The organism is Acinetobacter sp. 148 (assembly GCF_031196675.1).
In the GTDB taxonomy this organism is placed as follows: Bacteria; Pseudomonadota; Gammaproteobacteria; order Pseudomonadales; family Moraxellaceae; genus Acinetobacter; species Acinetobacter baumannii.
The window spans coordinates 39157-63082 of the sequence record NZ_JAVIMT010000021.1; the positions used below are offsets into that span (position 1 = coordinate 39157).

Consider the following 23926-nt stretch of genomic DNA (forward strand, 5'->3'; position numbering starts at 1 on the left):
AATACTTTTTAAAAAATTAAATGGCTAAAACTTTTTCGCCACGGGCGATACCTGATACACCTGAACGAACGACTTCAAGAATGGTGTTTTCTGCAAGCGCATCGATAAAACCATCTAATTTTTCAGTTGTCCCTGCTATTTGAATGGTATAGGTCGTTGGTGTCACGTCTACAATTTGCGCACGGAAAATATCCGCAGTGCGTTTAATTTCAGCACGTGAAGCACCCAATGCTTTTACTTTGATTAGCATGAGTTCACGCTCAATGTGTGAACCTTCTGATAAATCAACTACTTTTACCACCTCAACAAGCTTGTTGAGCTGTTTCGTAATTTGTTCGATCTTATGGTCATCGCCATAAGTCGTTAACGTCAAACGCGATAATGTCGGATCTTCGGTTGGTGCAACATTAAGTGTTTCAATGTTGTAGTTACGTTGACTGAATAAGCCCACCAAACGAGAAAGCGCACCAGCTTCGTTTTCAACGAGTACAGAAATAATGTGTCTCATTAAATGCGCTCCCCTTTAGAAATCCACATATCACGCATAGATTGACCTGCAACCTGCATTGGATAAACGTGTTCGCTACGGTCAACCATAACGTTGATAAATACGCATTTATCATTGATTGCCATTGCTTCTGCAAGCTTCGATTCAAGTTCATCGGCATGATTAATTTGAATGCCTACATGACCATAAGCTTCCATTAACTTGGCAAAGTCAGGTAATGACTCAACATAAGAACTTGAATGACGACCTTCATAGTTCATATCTTGCCATTGTTTCACCATACCTAATGCACGGTTGTTCAAGCACAAGATTTTTACGTTCAAGCCATATTGTTTACAGGTTGAAAGTTCCTGAATACACATCTGAATTGAAGCTTCACCCGTAATACAAACAACTTGCTGGTCTGGGAAAGCAAGCTTCGCAGCCATTGCATAAGGTAAACCAACACCCATGGTGCCAAGACCACCTGAGTTGATCCATTGGCGAGGACGTTTGTACTTATAATAAAGTGCACCAAACATCTGATGTTGACCTACGTCAGAAGTAATAATGGCATCGCCATTGGTCACTTTATATAAAGTTTCAACAACCTGCTGTGGCTTCATAGTGCCATCAGATGGATTTTCATATTTCAAACCATGAACTTTGCGCCATTCATTGATTTGAGACCACCAAGCCGCAATTGCTTCAGGATTTGGTTTAGACACATTTAATTGTTTTAACTGTGCCAACATTTCTTGAAGAACTGGCTCTACTGCACCAACGATCGGAATATGCGCCATAATCGTTTTTGAAATGGTTGCAGGGTCGATATCGACATGAATCACTTTTGAGTTCGGGCAGAACTTGGCTGGGTTATTTGTTACGCGGTCATCAAAACGCGCACCAATCGCCAAAATTACGTCTGCATGGTGCATTGCCATATTGGCTTCATATGTACCGTGCATACCCAACATGCCAATAAACTGTGGGTCATCGCCCGGGAATCCGCCTAACCCCATAAGTGTGTTAGTTACCGGATAACCAAGTAAATGCGCAAGTTCGGTTAATAACGCAGAAGCATTCCCTTGTACGACACCACCGCCTGTATAAATAACAGGACGTTTTGCAGTTAGTAATTCATCAATTGCTTTACGAATTTGACCAGAGTGGCCGCGTGAAGGTGGTTGATATGAACGCATCTTCACTTTTTCAGGATATTCGTATGCAAACTTTTCTGCAGGGTTAGTCGCATCTTTAGGAATATCGACTACAACTGGACCAGGGCGCCCACTTGATGCGATATAGAATGCTTTTTTAATAATTGCAGGGATTTCACTTGCGTGGCGGACCTGAAAGCTGTGTTTCACGATAGGACGTGAAATACCAACCATGTCAGTTTCCTGGAAAGCGTCTTCACCAATCAGATGTGATGCAACCTGGCCAGACAAAACCACCATTGGGATTGAGTCCATATAAGCTGTTGCAATTGGAGTTACTGTATTGGTTGCGCCTGGACCAGAAGTGACCAGTACTACGCCAGTCTTACCTGTAGCACGCGAGTAGGCATCTGCCATATGACCAGCAGCTTGCTCATGGCGCACGAGGTAATGATTGATTTTGTCTTGTTGAAATAGCGCATCATAAATATGTAATACTGCGCCGCCTGGATAACCAAAAACATGTTCAACGCCTTCGTCCGCAAGAGCGCGAACGAGCATTTCACCACCAGATAAAAGTTCCAACGTGATTCACCCTAAAATCTTATATCACTATTTTATGGAAGGCATAAATAGTGTTTCATTCATTGAATTGTCTGCACTGTTATAGCACACATATTGTCTAGTTTTCGTTGCAATAGAAAAATTTCTGTTTTTCAGCTGTATAAGCTGTTTTAACATTAATAAAGCATGTCTGGATATACATACTTTAGTAAAATCAATCTCTCGGCTAGAGAGAATGTCTATTACAAAACATGACAGTTATTCGAAGGGTGATCGAGTAAATGCATATAAAACTAGAGAAAGCATTTTTGTTGTTTCTATATACAAAGTCAAGAATAAAGAAAAGGTTTTTCCATAAAAAAATTTAGCTGCTGCTTTTTTAATCTAATATTAAATCGTGAATTTACTCTTCTTAGCTCATTATTTATTAAAAATTCATTATTTTTATATAAAACGATCCATTGTAAATTGCTTATTTATAAAGTTTATTTAAATATAATCAGTTTACATTGGGGAAGAACTGATATGAATTTATCTTATTTAAAAACAAGCCTGTATACAGCCGCTACAACAGCGATTTTACTTTGCTCAAGTCAAAGTCAGGCACAGCAATATTATAAATGGATGGATCAAAGTGGCTCGACACATTACACCACGACGCCACCACCTAAAGGAGCGAAACATTTGAACAAAGTTTCGACTTACGGCAGTCAACCATTGTTGAAAAATCCAACATCAAACTCAGAACAACCATCTCAGGATAAAGATAAAGTCGTGCAAGAAGTAACTAACGTAGCAGTGGAAAAAGGTGCACCTGCTGTCTCGGTCCCACCTGCCCCGTCTGTATCGGCACCAAGATAATTAAAATGAGAGTGGTGAATATTTTTACCACTCTTTGATTATTTAAAATAAACAAGAATAGATTGGGAAATTTTATAGCGCAGATTAAAAGATAAAATCCTGCTCTAAAAACTGACATTTTCCTCTATTTTGCGCTATGCTGTGCAGCAATCTTTCATTTCAATTTTCGTTGTATAGCTTACGTCTATGACTATTTCTCACATTGACCCAGAATATCAAGCAAACACGATTGAACCATCAGTCCAACAAGATTGGGAAAATCGTAAAGTCTTTAAAGTTGCCGACACTGTCGAAGGTAAACATCGCTACATCCTGTCAATGTTCCCTTACCCAAGTGGCAAACTGCACATGGGTCATGTGCGTAACTATACCATTGGCGATGTAATTAGCCGTTTTTACCGTTTAAAAGGCGAAACCGTATTACAACCTATGGGTTGGGATGCATTTGGTTTACCAGCAGAAAACGCTGCAATTGCCCATAAAGTTGCTCCGGCAAAATGGACATTTGAAAACATCGCTTACATGCGTGACCAATTAAAAAAATTAGGTTTATCTGTAGATTGGGACCGTGAATTTGCAACGTGTACACCAGAGTACTATCACTGGGAACAATGGTTGTTCGTTCAGCTTTATAAAAAAGGTTTAATCTACCGTAAACTTTCAACAGTAAACTGGGACCCGGTTGACCAAACAGTTTTGGCAAACGAACAAGTTGAAAATGGTCGTGGCTGGCGTTCAGGTGCATTGGTTGAAAAACGCGATATTCCAATGTACTACTTCCGTATTACAGACTATGCACAAGAATTATTAGACGACCTAGACACTCTACAAGACGGCTGGCCTCAACAAGTGTTGACCATGCAGCGTAACTGGATTGGTCGATCTACTGGTATGGAAATTACCTTCCCATCTGCCAATACTGAAATTTATGCTGACGGCTTAACTGTTTATACAACACGTGCCGACACACTTATGGGTGTGACGTACGTTGCCGTTGCAGCAGAACACCCTCTTGCGCTTAAAGCTGCTGAAAATAACCCTGAATTGGCTGCATTTATTGAAGAATGCCGCATGGGTTCAGTTGCAGAAGCTGACTTGGCTACAGCCGAGAAGAAAGGTATGGCAACAGGTTTGTTTGTAAAACACCCTGTAACTGGCGAAGAGCTTCCTGTCTGGATTGCGAACTACGTATTAATGTCTTACGGTTCTGGCGCAGTAATGGCTGTACCAGCACATGATGAACGTGACTTTGAATTTGCTAACAAGTTCAACTTGCCAATTAAGCAAGTCATTGATGCCAAAGGTGCTGACGATGCAGACTACTCTGCTACCGAGTGGCAAGAATGGTACGGCTCTAAAGAAGGTAAACTGGTTAACTCTGGCGAGTTTGACGGTCTAGAATTCCAAGCTGCATTTGATGCATTCCTTGCGAAATTAGAACCACAAGGTTTAGCAAATTCTAAAGTTCAATTCCGTTTACGTGACTGGGGTGTTTCTCGTCAACGTTACTGGGGTTGTCCAATTCCAATGATTAACTGTGATACTTGTGGTCAAGTCACAGTTCCTGAAGATCAACTTCCGGTTGTATTACCAACTGACGTTGTTCCAGATGGTTCAGGTAATCCACTAAATAAAATGCCTGAATTCTATGAAACGAAATGTCCTTGCTGTGGTGGCGATGCACGCCGTGAAACAGATACATTGGACACATTCGTAGAATCATCTTGGTACTACGCACGCTATGCATCTCCAGACTTTACTGGTGGTATGGTAAAACCTGAAGCAGCTAAAAACTGGCTTCCTGTAAACCAGTATATTGGTGGTGTTGAACACGCGATTCTTCACTTACTTTATGCACGTTTCTTCCACAAATTAATGCGTGATGAAGGTGTCGTACAAGGTAATGAGCCATTTACCAACTTGTTAACTCAAGGCATGGTGCTTGCAGATACTTTCTACCGTGAAGCAGAAAATGGTAAGAAAACTTGGTTTAACCCTGCTGACATCGAATTAGAACGTGATGAGAAAGGTCGCATCATTTCTGCAAAATATTCAGGTGATGGTCAAGAAGTGATTATCGGCGGACAAGAAAAAATGTCCAAGTCGAAAAATAACGGTATTGACCCACAAGCCATTATTGATCAATACGGCGCAGATACAGCTCGTGTATTTATGATGTTTGCTGCACCACCAGATCAATCTTTAGAATGGTCTGATGCAGGTGTTGAAGGTGCAAACCGTTTCTTGAAACGTGTATGGCGTCTGGTAGCAAGCTTCCTTGAAAAAGGAAACTCTGCAACAGCAATCGATAAAGCAAACTTGTCTAAAGATGCTCAAGATTTACGTCGTAAGACACACGAAACCATTCAAAAAGTAAGTGATGATATTGAGCGTCGTCATGCGTTCAATACTGCAATTGCTGCATTGATGGAATTGTTAAACGCAAGCAATAAGTTTGAAGCAAAAGATGACAATGACGTTGCTGTAGAACGTGAAGCAATCACCACATTGTTAACGTTACTTGCTCCATTTGCTCCGCATTTAAGCCAGACTTTATTGGCTCAGTTTGGTACGGACTTAACAGAAGCAACTTTCCCTGAAGTTGATGCTTCTGCATTAACCCGCAATACTCAAACGATTGTTGTACAAGTAAATGGTAAACTTCGCGGTAAACTTGAAGTTTCTGTTGATATTTCTAAAGATGAGTTATTAGCTCAAGCGAAAGCATTACCAGAAGTTCAGCAGTTCTTAACAGGACCAACCAAAAAAGAGATTGTGGTTCCAAACAAATTGGTTAACCTCGTGGTTTAATTACAGGTATTAATGAGAGGATCAAGCATGCACTTAGCCCAACGTTTAGCCGCTGTTGTTTTAACCTTAGGCCTTAGTGCAGGCTTAGTCGGGTGTGGTTTCCATTTAAAAGGAACCAACCCGACTGCGACTCCACTTGTTTATAAAAAATTAAGCCTTGAGTTACCGGCAAAAACCGATGACCTTGAAACACAACTAAAAGTGTATTTAACGGCAAATGGTGTTCAGCTCAGCAATGACAACGACGCCTATGTTCTTCGTGTTTTAGAATACACGCCTCGTCGTCAGCTTCTAAATGGTAAACTTACAGAAGTGTTATTACGCTTGACTGTAACTTTCCAAATTGAAGACCGTCAAGGTAATAAAATTACAGAGCCGCGTACTCTAACCGCAGCTCGTAGTTATCAATATGACTTGGCAACGGTCAACACTGAGAACCAGCAAGAGAGTTACTTGCAACGTATTGTAATTGATGACCTTGCACAGCAAATTACTCGTCAAATTTCAGCCAATCGCTTACCAAAAGCTCAACCATAGACATATCTTTTCTTAAGTAATGAAACTTGACTATTTACAAGCCCTCAAACGCATTCCGGAAGCTCGGGGTGCGTGGATCCTGCATGGACAGGAACCTTTATTAGAACAAAATTTACTCGACACTTTTCGCAAAAGCTGGCAGCAACAAGACATTGAAAGACAGCGCTACGATATTAGTAGTGTAAGTGACTGGAAAAATGTCTTTAATGCACTGAACAGCCTATCTTTATTTTCTCAGCAACTTGCTATTGAAGTTCACGGCAATATCAAGCCCGATGCCAATGGTTTAAAACAGCTAAAAAGTTATATCCAGCATAATGAAACTAACCTGCTGTTAATTGTTTTACCCAAACAAGACAGTAGCAGCTTAAAATCTGCTTTTTTCCAAGTTGTTGAAGCGAACGGTGTGGTGGTTGCTCTTACTGCTAACTATCCGCAAGATCGTCAACGAATATTAGCCGCTGAGGCTGAGAAGTTAGAAATTCAACTCGACAATGATGCTTGGCAGTGGCTCATGCAGCATCATGAGCATAATCTGCTCGCTGCTAAAAATAGCTTGATGCGGGTAAGAGATACTTTTCCAGACCAGAAACTAATTCAAATTGAACAGTTATATGCGTGTCTACAAGATCAGTCTCGTTACACCACTTACGATTTAAGCGATGCGTTATTAGAAGGTAATCTTGCTCAGTCCATTAAGATCTTTCAATATTTAATCGGTTCCGGTGAACCGGAAAGCTTGATCTTATGGACATTAAGTAAAGAAATGCGTTTATTAATGCAGTTGTTTGAACAACCACATAATGCATTACAACTGGGTATATGGAAAACAAAAGTTAGCTTATATCAACAAGCATTAAGAAGACTCAATCCACAGCAATTTTTGGGATGGTCTGCTCTACTTTTACAAATTGATGCCGCAATCAAAGGCATGTCAAATGAGAATGCCCAACATTTAATGCAACAAGCCATTGCCGAGCTGTGTGGAAAAACATTATTTATACATTAGCGCAGCCAAATCATTTGCCTGCTTTATTGAAATATCATAAAAATTCACGTTTTATCCTCATTTGACTCTTATACTAAGTTAAATTTTAGACTTTTCGACCTCTCGCCATGCCAAAAATAAAGCCAATTAAACTCGTAATTATTGTCGTCTGTATCGCCATTATTGCTGTCTTAGCTTGGAAATTCTTAAAGCCTAAACAACAGCAGCCTCAATATATTACAGCAGAGGTAACTCGCGGGGATATTGAGAATAATGTACTTGCAACCGGTACACTTGATGCAACCAAGCTCATTAGTGTGGGTGCTCAGGTATCTGGTCAGGTTAAAAAGATGTATGTGCAGCTTGGTGATCAAGTAAAACAAGGTCAACTTATTGCACAAATTGACTCGACCACCCAAGAAAACAGTTTAAAAACATCTGATGCCAATATTAAAAATTTAGAGGCACAGCGTCTTCAGCAAATCGCTTCTTTAAACGAGAAACAACTCGAATATCGTCGTCAACAACAAATGTATGCTCAAGATGCAACACCTCGTGCAGATTTAGAGTCGGCTGAAGCTGCTTATAAAACAGCTCAGGCACAAGTTAAAGCATTAGATGCACAAATTGAGTCTGCAAAAATAACGCGTTCAACAGCACAAACCAATATTGGCTATACACGTATTGTTGCGCCAACTGATGGTACGGTTGTTGCGATTGTGACTGAAGAAGGTCAAACGGTAAACGCAAACCAAAGCGCTCCAACTATCGTCAAAATTGCAAAACTTCAAAATATGACGATTAAAGCACAGGTGAGTGAAGCCGATATTATGAAAGTGGAAAAAGGTCAGCAGGTCTATTTCACGACCTTAGGTGATGAAACCAAGCGCTATGCAACCTTACGTCAAATCGAACCTGCTCCAGATTCGATCTCTAGTGAATCAAACAGCACCACAAGTTCAACAACCAGCTCAGCTGTTTACTACAACGCTTTATTTGATGTTCCAAATACGGACGGCAAATTGCGTATTGATATGACTGCACAAGTTTATATCGTATTAAATTCAGCAAAAAATGCCTTATTGGTTCCATCTTCTGCGTTAAGTAGCAAACAACTTTCTGGCCAAAGAAAACAGGGGCAATCGGCAGATAAAGCAAGTTCTACTCCAAGTGCAGAACGCAAGTATCAAGGTAACGGCGCCCGTTTAGAACGCTTAAATTTAACTCCTGAACAAAAACAGCTTATTGAACAAGGCAAAGCAACTCTGAGTGTAGTTCGCGTTTTACAAGCAGATGGTACGACTAAACCAACACAAATTTTGGTAGGTATTAATAACCGTGTAAATGCGCAAGTACTTGCTGGATTAAAACAAGGTGACCAAGTTGTAATTGCCGATAGTTCAGAAAACTCTGCAGCTTCTGCAAACAGTGGTAATAACCGTCGCCGTAGCGGTCCAATGGGAATGTAAGCATGACAAAACAAGCTTTGCTTGAAGTCAGCAATCTGGTCCGGGAATTCCCTGCTGGCGAAAGCACGATTCAAATTTTAAAAGGCATTGACCTGACCATTTATGAGGGTGAGCTGGTTGCTATTGTCGGCCAGTCCGGCTCTGGTAAATCTACACTCATGAATATTTTGGGCTGTCTGGACCGTCCAACAAGTGGTAGTTATAAGGTTAATGGTCAAGAAACCGGTAAACTTGAGCCAGACCAGTTAGCGCAGTTACGCCGTGAATATTTTGGTTTTATTTTCCAGCGCTATCATTTACTGGGTGACTTATCAGCTGAAGGTAACGTTGAGGTTCCAGCTGTTTATGCTGGTGTTACTCCAGCAGACCGTAAACAGCGAGCTACTGCCCTGCTCACGGAGTTAGGTTTAGGTACTAAAACGCAAAACCGACCAAGTCAGCTTTCAGGTGGTCAACAGCAACGTGTGTCGATTGCACGTGCCTTAATGAATGGCGGCGATGTGATCTTGGCCGACGAACCAACAGGGGCACTCGATTCACATAGCGGCGTTGAAGTGATGCGAATTTTGCGTGAACTCAACGCGGCTGGCCATACGATTATTTTGGTAACGCACGATATGCAAGTTGCAAAGAATGCAACGCGCATTATCGAAATTAGTGATGGGGAAATTATTAGTGACCGTCCTAATGTTCCAGACCAGTCTTTAGAAGAAGTTAAATCTGATCCAGATGCAGCACCTGCTTTACAAAATAAGCAGAAAAAAGGCAAAAGTATTTCGGCTTGGCGTTCAACTCTAGATCGCTTATCCGAAGCCTTTCAAATGGCTTTACTGTCTATGAATGCCCACCGCATGCGTACTTTCTTAACCATGCTGGGGATCATTATTGGTATTGCCTCTGTCGTAACGGTAGTTGCGCTAGGTAATGGTTCTCAACAACAGATTTTGAGCAACATTAGCAGTTTAGGCACCAACACAATTACGGTATTCCAAGGTCGTGGTTTTGGTGATAACTCCAAGACAGCCAATTTTAAAACGCTAGTTCCTGCCGATGCCGATGCATTAATGACACAGCCTTATGTCAGTGCAGTCAGCCCGATGGTCAGTACATCCAAGACCATGCGTTATCAACAAAATGAAGCAAATGCGACTATTAACGGCGTAAGTAACGATTATTTTGATGTAAAAGGTCTAGTTTTTAAAGACGGCCAAACCTTTGATCAACGAAGTGTCCGCGACCGCTCACAAGATGTGGTGATTGATACCAATACGCAAAAACAATTCTTTAGCGATGGTACTAACCCAATCGGGCAAGTCGTGTTACTGGGTAGCGTACCAGCTCGTATTATCGGCATTGTAGAACCTCAGACCAGCGGAATGGGTTCGGATGACACGCTGAATGTATATATGCCTTATACCACGGTCATGAGCCGTATGTTAGGGCAAGCCCATGTCCGTAATATTGTCGTACGTATTAATGATAAATACTCGACCAGTGCTGCTGAAAACGCCATCGTTAACTTATTAACCCAACGCCACGGTGCCCAAGATATTTTCACCATGAACAGTGACAGTATCCGACAAACCATTGAGAAAACCACAAGTACTATGACCCTCTTAGTATCAGCAATTGCTGTAATTTCTCTGGTAGTTGGTGGTATCGGGGTAATGAATATTATGCTGGTTTCGGTGACTGAACGTACGCAAGAAATTGGTGTACGTATGGCTGTGGGTGCTCGACAAAGTGATATTTTGCAGCAGTTCCTGATTGAAGCAATTTTAGTATGTTTGATTGGTGGTGTACTTGGCGTACTGCTATCACTTGGCTTAGGACAACTGATTAATAAGTTTGCCGGTGGCAACTTTGCTGTCGCCTATTCAACCACATCAATTGTTGCTGCGTTTGTGTGTTCAACATTGATTGGTGTCGTATTCGGCTTCTTACCTGCCAAGAATGCAGCAAAACTTGACCCTGTTGCAGCACTATCACGAGAATAAGGAAAATTGCATGTCTTTTTCTATGACTAAACTTAGCGCAGCACTTCTCCTCACTAGTTCTCTTGTGGGATGTGCCGCTGTAGTAAAAACACCTTACCAAGCACCAGCTGTACAAGTTCCGGGCAGTTTTCAGTACGATAAGGCTAAAGCTAAAACAGCATCGGTTGAGCAATATTCTGACCGTTGGTGGACATTGTTTGGAGATACACAGCTCAACCAACTCGTAACTAATGTTTTAGAGCGCAATAGTGATTTGGCTGTTGCGGGAATCACACTCCAGCAAGCACGCTTGCAAGCTGATTTAACCGCGAATAAACAAGGCTTACGGACCAGCTCTAGTGTTTCTACAGGGCATTCTTTCGACTTAAATTCGGGAGATGACAGTGCGAAAGGTTTATCAATGAGTGCTGGGGTGAGCTATGAACTTGATTTGTTTGGCAAGCTTGCTCGTCAAACTGAAGCAAGTAAATGGGAAGCCTTAGCAACCGAACAAGATCTTCAAGCTACTGGTCAAAGTTTGATTGCCACTACTGCGAAACTCTACTGGCAACTCGGCTATTTAAATGAACGTTATGCAACTGCGCAGCAAAGCTTAGCCACTTCACAAAAGCTTTATCAATTGGTTCAAACTCAGTATAAAGCAGGTGCGGTTTCAGGATTAGACCTTACGCAAGCCGAGCAGTCTGTTCAAAGCCAAAAAGCAAGTTTAAGCCAGATTGAGCAACAGCTTGTTGAAACGCGTACAGCCATTGCTGTGTTATTGCATCAGCCAGTACAGCAACTCAATATTCAAGAGCCACAGCGTTTACCACGTACAGCGCTACCTGCTATTGGTGCGGGTTTACCAGCGGATATTTTGTCACGTCGCCCAGACTTGCAAGCAGCTGAGCTTCGTTTAAGAAAGGCATTGGCAACTAAAGATGCGACTAAAGCAAGCTACTATCCGTCAATTAGCTTAACCAGTAGTTTAGGTTCAAGCAGCACATCGTTAACGGAGTTATTACGTAACCCTGCCCTTACGCTTGGAGCGAGTTTAAGCTTACCGTTTTTGCAATATAACGATATGAAAAAAGATATCGCGATTAGCAACCTAGATTATGAAAAAGCGATTATTCAATATCGCCAAACGCTTTATCAGGCTTTTGCTGATGTAGAAAACGCGTTATCAAGCCGCACAGAACTCGACAAACAAGTAGCGTTACAAGAGCGTAATGTCGAACTTGCAGAAAAAACTGAACGTTTAACTGAAGTCCGCTACCGTTATGGCGCTGTTGCGTTAAAAACACTTCTTGATGCACAGCAAACTACACGTACTGCGCGCTTGAGTCTTGTTGAAACCAAACAAAGCCAATACAACGCTTATGTCACCCTTATGCAGGCATTAGGCGGTTCACCTGTAAAAGAACTGCCGCAATAACTTGCGCCCAGTAAAAAAGCCGTAGTCCTTCAACTACGGCTTTTTTTATGTCTGAATAAATCTTAAGACTTATTCATCATCCATCATAGATTGGCTCATACCTACAGTATTGAAACCAGCATCTACATATAGAATTTCACCAGTAATACCTGAAGCCCAAGGTGAGCAAAGGAATAACGCTGCATTACCCACTTCTTCAATGGTTACGTTACGCTTTAACGGTGCAACTTTTTCGTTAGCATCTAGCATTTTACGGAAAGATTTAATACCAGAAGCAGCTAAAGTACGGATTGGGCCCGCAGAAATTGCATTTACACGGATACCATCAACACCTAAGCTTGATGCCAAGTAACGAACACCAGCTTCTAAAGAAGCTTTCGCCATACCCATTACGTTGTAGTTAGGCATAACGCGCTCAGAACCTTGGTAAGTCAAAGTTAATAAACAACCTTGGCGAGCTTGTAATAAAGGTTTTGCAGCACGTGCCATTGCAACAAAGCTGTATGCGCTAATGTCATGAGCAATTTTAAAACCGTCACGGTCAGTCACGTCAGTGAAGTCACCGTCAAGCGTGTGTGCAGGTGCAAAGCCGATTGAGTGCACAACACCATCTACGCCGTCCCAATGTTTTGCAAGTTCCGCAAATGCATTATCAATTTCAGCATCAACGGCAACATCACATGGAAACACAAGCTTAGAACCGAATTGCTCAGCAAACTCATCTACACGTTTTTTTAATTTTTCGTTTGGATAAGTAAATGCAAGCTCAGCACCTTCACGGTGTAATGCTTGTGCAATACCATAAGCAATTGATAATTTACTAGCAACGCCTGCAATCAAAAAGCGTTTACCTGCTAAAAGTCCTTGTGTCATGCCGATCTCACTCAAAACAATTTTCAGCATAATGCCAATATTCAACGTTTTTCGAAATTGCATAATGCATCTTTTTTCAAAAATCGCACGAAAAAAAAATCGCTCCCATTTAGGAGCGACTTTTTACCAACTCATTTTTAGTCGTCAGACAATAAGCCAAGCAAACGTAAGAACGAGATATACATCCATACTAAAGTTGCAAGTAAGGCAATACCACACAACCATTCCATGAATTTTGGTGCACGATATGCTGCATTGGTTTCGATCAAATCAAAATCTAAAATTAGGTTCAGTGAAGCAATCACTGCAACAAAAGCAGCAAAACCAATACCTAACCAGTTGCTTTCAAAAATATAAGGAATGCTTGAGCCAAACGCTAAACGCATCACCATCTGCACGATAAATACAATAAAGATCGCCAAAGATGCAGAGATCACAACTGATTTGAACTTTTCAGTTGCGCGTATGATTTGAAACTTATATAGACCAAACATCACCAAAGTCGTGACGAAAGTTGCCAATAAAGCTTGAAGAGGAACGCCCGGATATTTCAACTGGAAAGTAAAAGAAATACCACCTAAGAAAGCCCCTTCAAATAAAGCATAAGGAATTGCCAAAGTTGGAGCAGTTGTTGGTTTAAAAGTCGTAATTAAAGCTAAAACCAAGCCGCCAATTGCACCCACAATTGAAGCCGCATAAGCAATACCAACATTTGCAGTAAAGGCTGCATAGAAAAATAAAGCGACACCCACTGCAGCAGCAATGATGGTCAACATAACAGATTTTTGAATCGCACCTTGCACGGTCATCGGTTGACTATAGTCACTGACCGTTTCAACGCGTGTCAGTATCGGGTTATTACTTTGCATAAATGCTCTCTTTTTATAATAAGTAAACTTAAAACATCATTTTAAGCAAAATGAATATGAAAGCCAAATTCCCGCTTGGCATTATTGTAACAATGTCCTTTAAACAATAAAAAAGGGAGCTTTCGCCCCCTTTTTCTTACTTGAATAACTTAATCAATCTTTACCGTCAGTATTCATAATAAAGAAGTATTCGCGGTAATACTTAAGCTCAGAAATGGAATCACGAATGTCATCCATAGCTAAATGTGATGCATTTTTTTTCAGTCCACTCATAATTTCAGGACGCCAGCGTTTTGAGAGTTCTTTTACTGTTGATACGTCAAGATTACGATAGTGGAAATACTGCTCTAGTTCAGGCATAAGACGATGTAAGAAACGGCGATCCTGACAAATCGAGTTACCACACATTGGTGAAACTTTTGGATTTACCCATTTTTTTAGGAATTCTAAAGTCTGTAACTCAGCATCACGAGCGGTCAATTTACTACGACGAACTCGTTCAATTAAACCTGACTGGCCGTGCTGACGCGTATTCCACTCATCCATTGCATTTAAAATACGATCAGGTTGATGAATAGCCAAAACCGGACCTTCGGCAAGTACATTTAAATGATCATCTGTAATAATTGTTGCAATTTCAATAATCTGGTCGTTGTCGGTATCTAAACCTGTCATTTCCAGATCAATCCAAATTAATCGTGTATTTAAAGTACTGCTCATGAATGTACGTTCTAAAGTGCCGTAAAAACATCAATAGTAGCAAATTTCTTGCTTCTGCGCTGTAATTCCATACCAGCTTCGTGCTATTTTTGCGGTCTTCAAACAATGGTTTTTTTGGGATATGAATGGCTCTAATTCGTAAGCGTCGTTTAACTGAGCAACAGCAACGTCGTATTGAAAAACAGCATAAAACTCGCCAAGAAGAAGTCGATACTTCACAAGATCTAGATGGGCTGGTTGTACAGCACTATGGACGTCAACTTGAAGTACAGGCACTTTCTGTACCCGATCATCACCCAGAAAAACCGCAAGTCGCCGAAGGCGAACCAGAACCGTTTTGGAAACCCATTGAATTAAATAGCGTTTGGCGCTGTCACACCCGTACAAACCTTGAATTACTGGTCACTGGTGACCGAGTGAAGTGGCAAGCTGACCCTAATACAGGTTTAGGGATTATTACCGCAATTCATCCACGTACATCTTTACTTACACGCCCGGATCGCTATCACAAAGTAAAACCTGTAGCTGCGAATATCAGCTTAATCGTTATTGTTTTTGCCCCACTGCCAGAACCGGCACCTACTTTGATTGACCGCTACTTAGTGGCATGTGCAGATGCGAATATTCCGGCTCTTTTAGTGCTTAATAAATCAGATTTACTCACTGAAAATGATCCGATTCTCGACATGCTCAAAGAGTATGAAAATTTAGGCTATGAAGTCATGATTTGTCATTCTAAAGGTGACATCTCAGCATTGTCCCAGCGTCTTGATGGCGAGACAGTAGCTTTTGTAGGTCAGTCAGGGGTTGGGAAAAGCTCACTTATTAATGTGCTCATTCCAGATGCTGAACAAAAAACCAATATCATTTCTGAAAACTCAGCACTTGGACAGCACACCACGACTTCTACTCGTTTAATCAACTTTGGTAAAAATGGCGCCTTGATTGATTCACCGGGAATTCGCGAGTTTGGGCTTTGGCATCTCGATTTAGATAAAATTCGTATGGGCTTCCCTGAAATCGAAGCACATTTAGGTTCGTGTCAATTCCGTAATTGCACTCATACTCATGAAAAGAACTGTGGCTTAAAACAGGCTGTTGAAGCAGGTGAAATTTTACCACGCCGCCTAGACAGCTTTTTACGTTTAATCGATGAGATTCAAGAAGCGCAGCAAAAAAACTAATTTTCTACCCCATTTGCCCTTGAAGTGGTGATTTTGATCACCATCTATATACGCTATACTCTAGGTCAATTTTGTTTTTAATTTTTTTAGGTGACTTGTGGAACGCTGGTTAGAGTTTATGGGGAATCACCCCATTTTGTTTGGTACACTCGGAGTCTTGATCGTATTGTTCTTCATTTTTGAAGGTCAACGTAACGGTCGTAAAATTTCTCCACAGTCGCTTGGTATTTTAGTGAAAGCGAAAAATGCCCTTTTGATTGACTTACGCGATAGCAAAGACTTCCGCGAAGGTCACATTAGTGGTAGCCGCAATATTCCTTATAGCCAAATTGCAAGTCATGCTGATGAATTAAAAGCAAGTGACCGTCCATTGGTATTTATTTGCAACCTAGGGCAAGTTGCTGGTAGCGCTTTACAGAAAGTCGCTCACCATGACAGCTATCGCCTTGATGGTGGTATCAGTAACTGGAAAGCTCAAGGCTTACCTCTCGTTAAAAGCAAACCAAAAGCTTAAGGAGAATTGTTATGGCAGCAAATGTCATTGTTTACTCAACTTCTGTATGCCCGTACTGCGTTCGCGCGAAACAATTACTTGAGCGTAAAGGTGTTGCTTACAAAGAAGTAAATCTTTCTGTTGAAGCGCCAGAAGTACGTGCTGAATTAATGCAACGTACAAATCATCGTACTGTTCCACAAATTTTTATTAATGATCAGTTTATCGGTGGTTTTGACCAACTTTATGCTTTAGAGCGTGAAGGTAAACTCGACGAATTATTGGCTTAACATCGCATCCATATTAAGGAAAAAACAATGAGCGAAGAACAACAAGTTCAACCACAATTAGCTTTAGAGCGTATTTATACAAAAGATATTTCTTTTGAGGTTCCAGGGGCACAAGTTTTCACTAAACAATGGCAACCTGAACTTAACATCAATCTTTCTTCAGCTGCTGAAAAGATTGACCCAACTCACTTTGAAGTATCTTTAAAAGTTGTGGTTCAAGCCAATAACGACAATGAAACAGCGTTCATCGTAGATGTAACTCAATCTGGTATTTTCTTAATCGATAATATCGAAGAAGACCGTTTACCTTACATTTTAGGTGCATATTGCCCGAACATTTTGTTCCCGTTCTTACGTGAAGCAGTAAACGACTTAGTAACAAAAGGTAGCTTCCCACAGTTACTTCTTACTCCAATCAACTTTGATGCAGAGTTCGAAGCAAACATGCAACGTGCTCAAGCTGCTGCTGTTGAAGGTCAAGCTTAATTTTATAGCTTACCCTAAACTCAAAAAACCGCGTAATTCGCGGTTTTTTTATGGGAGTAATTTAGATTTAACGGTCAAGTGAATGAATCTGAATAGAAGGAAACTGGAATCCACGGCATGATTGTTCTGAACGCCATGCGACTGTTAAGATCATATTACCGAACACAAAGTTTTGGTAGGCAAATGTCCCAATAAGCTCATGCGAACATAATCCGCCATGATTTGTAGGATGTGCTTGGGTGTTTAAGGTATTTAAATCTAAACGTATACCAAGACCCGATGCTTTTAAAACAGCTTCTTTAGTCGTCCAGACTTTAAACCAATATTCCCTATCTTGTTCTAGACTTTGCCACGTTGCATATTCATCAGGATGAAAAGCATGTTGTGCCAGACTATCCAGACGTACTTTACGATCAAGCTCTTCAACATCTATACCAATATCTTTAACTCGCTCACTCAGCGCTAAAGCATAATATTGTTGGCTATGTGAATGATTAAAATGCAGAGCATGGTCCAGTAAGTAAGGTTTGCCATACTCATATTTTGCAAATACTAAATCTGTTGGTGCTATCTCTAGCTTTTGAGCAATCAGTTTATTTTTAATAAGTTGTATTTGCTGTTTTTTATACTCATTAAATGTACGAAAGTCGGGAAAGTCGTGTTGTTTTCGATTCAAAAAATCATTGAGTTTTCCTATATAAATGTCCACATGTTTACTATTCATTTTATTAATCCGAACCATCCATAATTCAAAGCTAGCATTAAAACCTTACTGATACCTGATTAGACAATACAATAAAAAGCCCAAAGAAGACTTTGGGCTTTTTCAATTAAAAACAGATTAACGTTTAAATTTCTTTTCTGCTTTTTTGAATTTCTGAATATAACGACGACGACGTGCAGCTGTACGCTCATCGACCTGACTCTTACGGCCTTCAAACGGGTTTTCAGAAGTCTTAAATTCAATTTTAACTGGTGTACCTTCAAGCTTATAAACCTTACGGAACACATTCTCTAAATAACGGCGGTAATCTGCAGGAGTCTTATCCACCTTGTTACCGTGAATCACAATAGTTGGTGGATTTTGCCCACCCATGTGCGCATAACGCATTTTAATACGACGGCCTTGAACTGTCGGCGGCTGATGCTGATCAGTTGCATCATTCAAAATCTGCGTCAATTTCGCAGGAGATACCTTTAAGTTTGCAGACTCATAAGCACGGTGAATTGATGGATATAACTCACCCACCCCAGTACCATGTAGAGCAGAAATAAGGTGAATTCGAGCCCAAGGAATAAAGTCAAAACGGCGCTCAACATCAAGCTTACACTGCTTGCGGTCGTATTCACTCATGTTGTCCCATTTATTGATCGCAATGACCATGGCACGCCCAGCTTCCAGCGCATAGCCAATTAAATGTAAGTCTTGCTCAACAATACCTTCACGGGCGTCAACTACAACCACCACCACATGTGCGTCTTTCATCGCTTGTAAAGTCTTCACAATTGAGAATTTCTCAATCATTTCATCAACTTTACCTTTACGGCGTACACCTGCTGTATCAATTAAAGTGTATTTACGGCCTTCACGCTCGAACGGAATATAAATAGAGTCACGAGTTGTACCCGGTTGGTCAAACGCTACCACACGGTCTTCACCAAGTAAGCGATTTACTAACGTTGATTTACCTACGTTCGGACGACCAATAATTGCTAGACGCAATCCGGTATCTTTATCATGCTCTTCAGGATTTTCATCTTCTGGAATATCTTGAAGTACATCCTCAAGCATTTGTTGTACGCCACGGCCATGGCTCGCTGCAACTTGTAATGGTTCACCCATACCAAGCTTGTAGAACTCAACCAAAGCAGCTTCAGCATGAACACCATCAACCTTATTGGCAACAAGATAAATTTTCTTGCCTAAAGTACGTAATTCACGGGCAATTTGCTCATCGGAAGCTAACAATCCGGCACGCGCATCAACTACAAAAATAATAATATCTGCTTCATTGATGGCTGTTTTCGACTGCTCGGCCATGTAGTTATCGATACCGCCTTCACTTTCACCAATACCACCAGTATCAACAACAATGAAAGACTTATTTTGATAAGTCGCATCACCATATTTACGGTCACGAGTCAAACCCGCGAAGTCGGCTACAAGTGCATCACGACTCTTGGTAATCTGGTTAAATAACGTTGATTTTCCGACATTCGGACGACCAATGAGCGCAATAACGGGTTTCATACAATAACCTTAATTCAAGACCAGCCATATCTCATGGCATGAGCATTAGAAACAGTACAGGAGATATATTTTAAGGTCAGATATGACCATAATAAAAGACGGGGCTTTGAACTGATTTAATTCAAACACCCCGATATTTTTAACAGCGTAATTTGTTAAGCGGCTATTTTAGCACAAGCGAACAAAATTAACGATTCTGCCAAATACTTAAATCGCCTTTTCGAGTCGAAACATAGAGCTGATTCTCAATCACACGTAATGTATTGACCTCACCACTTGTTTTAGAACGACCAATCAACTTACCTGTTGTCGGGTCGATTAGGTGTAAAACACCATCCAAATCACCAACAATAAGGTCCGATCCCAAGACGACAGGATTACTTAAATGACGGTTTAAGAGACTATCATTTTGCCAAAGCTGTTCGCCTGTTGTTAAGTCATAAGCAGTAAGCTTGCCATCAGTTGACGAAACAAACACTTTATTATCATAAACTTCTGGACGCTTGGTGCTACTTGAATCTTCACTCCAAACCACACGTTGAGAAGCAAGATCAGTAACAGTTACTTGGCCTTGGAAACTAGTTGTTACCATGAGTTGACCCGCAACAACCGGATCACCATCAATGTCAATTAAACGCTGAATATCAGAACGCCCTTCACTTACTGCAACACGACGTTGGAAGCGCGGAATACCACTAATCGTATCAATTGCATAAACATATGCATTTGCAGAAGCAATTAAAACAGTACGAGGGTCAAGACTCACTGGCGATGGTTGACCACGTAAACTGAACTGAACATTTGGCAATTTATATGCCCAAACTTGTTGTCCTGATGATACATCATGTGCAAATACAGTACCGTCATTTGCAATTGTAATCACGCGGCCAGACTGAACTAAAGAAGGACTTAATAAAGCACCAGATAATTGTGCAGTCCATTTTTGTTCACCCGTTGCCTGATCTAAAGCAAATAACTGACCTTTACTGTTACCAACAACAACAATACCTTCAGCTGCTTCAACACCAGAGCTTAAGCCCAATTTACTAACTTTTTTCTCCCAAAGACGTTGTTTACCACGGTATGCAGCAACTTCACCTTTAGGATCAAGGGTAAAAACAACACCTTCGCTAGCGTCAAGTTGTAAACGTAATGGATCTGCCTTATTCGTAGAAGAAACACTGCGTGAAAACACGGGCACCAAACTCTTATTTGACTCAGTCAATTTCGGTAGTGGATTTGGTTTTGCTTCTTTTACTTTGTTGCTAGAACATCCGACCAATACAGCCGATGCGATTGCAATTGCCAAAGGCAGTTTGAATTTCTGATTCATTAAGACTCTTCCACCTGTGTTTCCAAAATTGGGCGCTCAATCTGTGGATCTTCAACTAAAACGCCAACACTTTCGAGTTTAATTTGTAAAATTTGTCGCTCTTGTTTACGTTCCAGTAACGAATCCCATGCAGCTTGATATGCTTTTTTAGCAGAATCAATATCTTTCTTAGCAACAAAGATATCACCGCGTAACTCTTCTACTGTTGCTTTAAATGCCGGATCGACATCACCAGACAAGGTTTTTAGAGCTTCATCATATTTGTTTTGCGCCAATTGTGCATCTGCTAAACGCAATTTTACAACCTGAATCAGTCCTTCATCTTTTACTTTTGAATTCTCAACTTTTTTCAAAGCTTTTTCAGCAGCAGCATAATCTTGTTTTTCATATGCAAGTTTTGCCAATACAAATTGAGTTTGTATCGCCTGAACTGAATCAATATCGTCTTTTACAATCTTATCTGCCGAAGCTGTTATTGAAGCTAAAGCATTTGGATTATCGGCTGTTGCATTTGCTTCATCCATTAACTGCTGTACCTTTGCAGTTTCTGTCTGACTCGTTGCAAGGTTTCTTTTTTGCCAATATTCCCACCCGAAAAAGGCAATCAATGCAATGAGAATCCCGCTAATCATGGCAGAACCATATTTTTTGGCGAACGACTTTAAGCTGTCGAATTGTTCTTCATCACTTAAGCTCATGTGATTGTCCTTTTCCAGATGTTTCAGTTTATTTTGTAAATTTTTCAATTAAGAATGGTACGAGTTCAGCCAACGCAACTTGTGATTGCTCAGCTGTTGCCAACTCTTTTACAGCAAGCTGCTGTGCTTCCCACTCACGTTCACCCAAAATTATGGCGTAAACAGCCCCAGCCTGATCAGCTTTTTTCATCTGACTCTTCATGCTGCCTTGTGAACCAGTTTTAATGCGAATGTTACTATTCGCAGCTTCTAATTGGTCACGTAATTGTTCTGCCAAAACTAATGCTTTAGATTGATAAGCAGGCTCTGCAACCAAGAACGCTTCACAGTCACGTACAATTTCAGCTTGTTCGACTTGCTCAAGTAGAAGCAATAAACGCTCCATCCCCATTGCAAAACCGACCGCTGGAACAGACTGATCAGCCTTACCTTTTAACTGGCCAACCAAACCATCATAGCGTCCACCTGCACATACCGTACCTTGCGAACCCAATGCTGTTGTTGTCCATTCAAAAACAGTTTTATTGTAATAATCTAGACCACGTACCAATTTTTGGTTAATTACAAATTTAATGCCTGCGGCAGTCAAATAATCTTGTAATTGTTGGAAGTGGCTTAAACTATCTTCTTTTAAGAAGTCATGTAATTTCGGCGCATTTTCCAGAATTTTCTGAGTCGACTCAATTTTAGAATCTAAAATACGTAATGGATTTGTTGTTAAACGGCGCTGTGAATCTTCATCCAAAGCATCTTTATGTTCATTTAAGAACGCAACCAAAGCATTACGATATTCCGTACGCTCATCTGTTTCACCCAAAGTATTCAACTCAAGTTGAACCATGTGATCAACACCCATACGCTTCCACAAACGGGCAGTCAACATAATCAATTCAGCGTCGATATCAGGAGTCGCTACACCAAAAGTTTCCACACCAAACTGGTGGAACTGGCGGTAACGGCCTTTTTGGGGTTTTTCATAACGGAACATAGGTCCCATATACCACACACGTGGCGTAGCACCACGCAACAAGTTATGTTCAACCAAGGCACGAACACAACCCGCTGTTCCTTCCGGACGTAAAGTCAGTGACTCAGGTGGGTTTCCTTTATCGAAGAATGTGTACATTTCTTTTTCTACGATATCGGTTGCATCACCAATAGCACGTTTAAACAGTCCCGTTTGTTCAACGATCGGCAAACGAATTTGTTGGTAACCATAAGCATCCATTAAAGATGCTAAATGCTGCTCGAGACGTCTCCACGCTGCTGTTTGCGTTGGTAAAACGTCATTAAAACCTTTGATTGCGACAATTGAACTCATGATGAACTACGAATAATTTCTTTAGATTTAGCTTCTTCAAGCTCTTGAACACGTTGACGAACCATAGTTTCGATTTCATCAACCAATTGATTGGTATCAATTAAATGGCTTTTTTCACCATTACGATAAACCAATGAACGAGGCGCAGCCCCAACAACCCCGATATCTGCTTCTTTTGCTTCACCTGGGCCATTTACCTTACAGCCAATAACCGAAACATCCATTGGTGTACGGATATCTTCTAAACGCTCTTCTAAAGCCTGCATCACCTGAATCACGTTAAATTCTTGGCGAGAACAACTTGGACAAGCAATAAAGTTAATACCATTAGAACGTAGGCCAAGCGATTTTAAGATATCAAAACCGATCTTGATTTCATCTTCAGGTTCAGCAGCAAGCGAAATACGCATGGTATCGCCAATGCCTTCCATTAATAACCCACCAAGAGCAATTGCTGATTTCACAGTACCTGTACGGTAAATACCAGCTTCAGTCACTCCAAGGTGTAATGGATTATCAATTTGTTGAGAAAGTAAACGATAAGCATCCATAGTTAAAAACACATTTGATGCTTTTACACTGACTTTAAACTCATGGAAGTCAAGACGGTCTAAAATATCAATATGACGTAAAGCTGACTCAAGAAGTGCCTGCCCTGTAGGCTCGCCATATTTTTTCTGTAAATCTTTTTCTAGAGAACCCGCGTTCACGCCAATACGCATAGAAATACCGTGATGACGTGCCGCAGCCACAACTTCACGAACTTTCTGGTCTGAACCGATATTGCCCGGGTTAATACGCAAGCAGTCCGCGCCATAATCTGCAACTGCCAAAGCAATTCTATGGTCAAAATGGATATCAGCTACTAATGGAACTGAAACACGCTTACGGATTGCACCAAAGGCTTCAGCAGCTTCCATAGAAGGCACTGAAACACGCATAATATCTGCACCTGCATCAACACAACGCTCAATCTGAGCCACAGTTGCGTCAACATCGCAAGTTTCGGTATTTGTCATACTTTGCACACTAATAGGTGCATCGCCACCGACATAGACCGAACCAACACGGATTTTACGTGTTGGTCGACGTTTAATTGGGTTCTCTATCATTGTAT

22 protein-coding genes are annotated in these 23926 nt (G+C 40.9%); 11 read left to right on the forward strand and 11 right to left on the reverse strand.

Annotated elements, in window-relative coordinates; all coding sequences use genetic code 11:
* Positions 1-16: 16 nt before the first annotated feature.
* Both ilvN and RFX69_RS04185 read right to left on the reverse strand, forming a co-directional pair.
* A complete protein-coding gene (gene ilvN / locus RFX69_RS04180) occupies positions 17-508 on the reverse strand; it encodes an acetolactate synthase small subunit (protein ID WP_001215920.1) in 492 nt (163 codons plus the stop codon).
* Complete coding sequence (locus RFX69_RS04185; RefSeq protein WP_000422094.1) at positions 508-2232, reverse strand: acetolactate synthase 3 large subunit; 1725 nt, start codon at positions 2230-2232, stop codon at positions 508-510. Before RFX69_RS04185 ends, ilvN begins: the two co-directional genes overlap by 1 nt.
* Before the next feature lie 504 nt (positions 2233-2736).
* Between RFX69_RS04185 and RFX69_RS04190 the strand changes: the two genes are divergently transcribed.
* The 7 genes from RFX69_RS04190 to RFX69_RS04220 all read left to right on the forward strand — a co-directional run bounded on the left by RFX69_RS04190 (position 2737) and on the right by RFX69_RS04220 (position 12291).
* Positions 2737-3072, forward strand: a complete 336-nt coding sequence (locus RFX69_RS04190) for a DUF4124 domain-containing protein (protein WP_272322413.1) — start codon at positions 2737-2739, stop codon at positions 3070-3072.
* A 186-nt stretch (positions 3073-3258) separates the two neighbouring features.
* Positions 3259-5883 carry a leucine--tRNA ligase gene (gene leuS, locus RFX69_RS04195; RefSeq protein WP_000155773.1) on the forward strand — a complete coding sequence of 875 codons (2625 nt, stop codon included), beginning with the start codon at positions 3259-3261 and terminating at the stop codon, positions 5881-5883.
* 27 nt (positions 5884-5910) lie between these two features.
* Positions 5911-6420, forward strand: coding sequence for an LPS assembly lipoprotein LptE (gene lptE / locus RFX69_RS04200; RefSeq protein WP_000549819.1), 510 nt, complete (start codon positions 5911-5913; stop codon positions 6418-6420).
* 19 nt (positions 6421-6439) lie between these two features.
* The gene (holA, locus tag RFX69_RS04205) at positions 6440-7429 is read left to right on the forward strand and encodes a DNA polymerase III subunit delta (RefSeq protein WP_000762831.1); all 990 of its coding nucleotides are present in this window, start codon (positions 6440-6442) and stop codon (positions 7427-7429) included.
* A gap of 107 nt (positions 7430-7536) precedes the next feature.
* Complete coding sequence (locus RFX69_RS04210; RefSeq protein WP_289332607.1) at positions 7537-8877, forward strand: MacA family efflux pump subunit; 1341 nt, start codon at positions 7537-7539, stop codon at positions 8875-8877.
* Positions 8878-8879: 2 nt separating this feature from the next.
* Positions 8880-10874 (forward strand): MacB family efflux pump subunit, encoded by a 1995-nt coding sequence (locus RFX69_RS04215; RefSeq protein ID WP_000165905.1) that lies wholly within the window; start codon positions 8880-8882, stop codon positions 10872-10874.
* 22 nt (positions 10875-10896) lie between these two features.
* Positions 10897-12291 (forward strand): efflux transporter outer membrane subunit, encoded by a 1395-nt coding sequence (locus RFX69_RS04220; protein WP_171058547.1) that lies wholly within the window; start codon positions 10897-10899, stop codon positions 12289-12291.
* 69 nt (positions 12292-12360) lie between these two features.
* Here the strand turns inward: RFX69_RS04220 and RFX69_RS04225 are convergent, their stop codons facing one another.
* The 3 genes from RFX69_RS04225 to orn form a co-directional block, all read right to left on the reverse strand.
* On the reverse strand, positions 12361-13164 hold the full coding sequence (locus RFX69_RS04225) for an enoyl-ACP reductase (protein ID WP_002027450.1): 804 nt from the start codon (positions 13162-13164) through the stop codon (positions 12361-12363).
* Positions 13165-13301: 137 nt separating this feature from the next.
* Positions 13302-14033, reverse strand: a complete 732-nt coding sequence (locus RFX69_RS04230; protein WP_001191562.1) for a Bax inhibitor-1/YccA family protein — start codon at positions 14031-14033, stop codon at positions 13302-13304.
* 153 nt (positions 14034-14186) lie between these two features.
* Complete coding sequence (gene orn / locus RFX69_RS04235; RefSeq protein WP_000099436.1) at positions 14187-14753, reverse strand: oligoribonuclease; 567 nt, start codon at positions 14751-14753, stop codon at positions 14187-14189.
* Between the two features lie 125 nt (positions 14754-14878).
* Between orn and rsgA the strand changes: the two genes are divergently transcribed.
* From rsgA to secB, 4 genes are all read left to right on the forward strand, one after another.
* Complete coding sequence (gene rsgA / locus RFX69_RS04240) at positions 14879-15937, forward strand: ribosome small subunit-dependent GTPase A (protein WP_001173998.1); 1059 nt, start codon at positions 14879-14881, stop codon at positions 15935-15937.
* A 97-nt stretch (positions 15938-16034) separates the two neighbouring features.
* Positions 16035-16451, forward strand: coding sequence for a rhodanese-like domain-containing protein (locus RFX69_RS04245; protein WP_000443006.1), 417 nt, complete (start codon positions 16035-16037; stop codon positions 16449-16451).
* Between the two features lie 11 nt (positions 16452-16462).
* Positions 16463-16720 carry a glutaredoxin 3 gene (gene grxC, locus RFX69_RS04250; RefSeq protein ID WP_000729828.1) on the forward strand — a complete coding sequence of 86 codons (258 nt, stop codon included), beginning with the start codon at positions 16463-16465 and terminating at the stop codon, positions 16718-16720.
* A gap of 27 nt (positions 16721-16747) precedes the next feature.
* Entirely contained in the window at positions 16748-17206 is a 459-nt protein-coding gene (secB, locus tag RFX69_RS04255; protein ID WP_001288260.1) for a protein-export chaperone SecB, read from the forward strand.
* Positions 17207-17273: 67 nt separating this feature from the next.
* Here secB and RFX69_RS04260 read toward each other — a convergent pair whose 3' ends face one another.
* The 6 genes from RFX69_RS04260 to ispG all read right to left on the reverse strand — a co-directional run bounded on the left by RFX69_RS04260 (position 17274) and on the right by ispG (position 23921).
* Positions 17274-17930: a 4'-phosphopantetheinyl transferase superfamily protein gene (locus tag RFX69_RS04260; RefSeq protein ID WP_289332608.1), complete on the reverse strand. Its 657-nt coding sequence runs from the start codon at positions 17928-17930 to the stop codon at positions 17274-17276.
* A 117-nt stretch (positions 17931-18047) separates the two neighbouring features.
* A complete protein-coding gene (der, locus tag RFX69_RS04265; RefSeq protein ID WP_000805592.1) occupies positions 18048-19457 on the reverse strand; it encodes a ribosome biogenesis GTPase Der in 1410 nt (469 codons plus the stop codon).
* 187 nt (positions 19458-19644) lie between these two features.
* Positions 19645-20790, reverse strand: coding sequence for an outer membrane protein assembly factor BamB (gene bamB / locus RFX69_RS04270; RefSeq protein WP_001072119.1), 1146 nt, complete (start codon positions 20788-20790; stop codon positions 19645-19647).
* Positions 20790-21488 carry a tetratricopeptide repeat protein gene (locus tag RFX69_RS04275; protein WP_000058788.1) on the reverse strand — a complete coding sequence of 233 codons (699 nt, stop codon included), beginning with the start codon at positions 21486-21488 and terminating at the stop codon, positions 20790-20792. The genes bamB and RFX69_RS04275 overlap by 1 nt, the downstream gene beginning before the upstream one ends.
* 28 nt (positions 21489-21516) lie before the next feature.
* Positions 21517-22809 (reverse strand): histidine--tRNA ligase, encoded by a 1293-nt coding sequence (gene hisS, locus RFX69_RS04280; RefSeq protein WP_000095254.1) that lies wholly within the window; start codon positions 22807-22809, stop codon positions 21517-21519.
* Positions 22806-23921, reverse strand: coding sequence for a flavodoxin-dependent (E)-4-hydroxy-3-methylbut-2-enyl-diphosphate synthase (ispG, locus tag RFX69_RS04285; RefSeq protein ID WP_000572095.1), 1116 nt, complete (start codon positions 23919-23921; stop codon positions 22806-22808). Before ispG ends, hisS begins: the two co-directional genes overlap by 4 nt.
* Positions 23922-23926 lie beyond the last annotated feature (5 nt).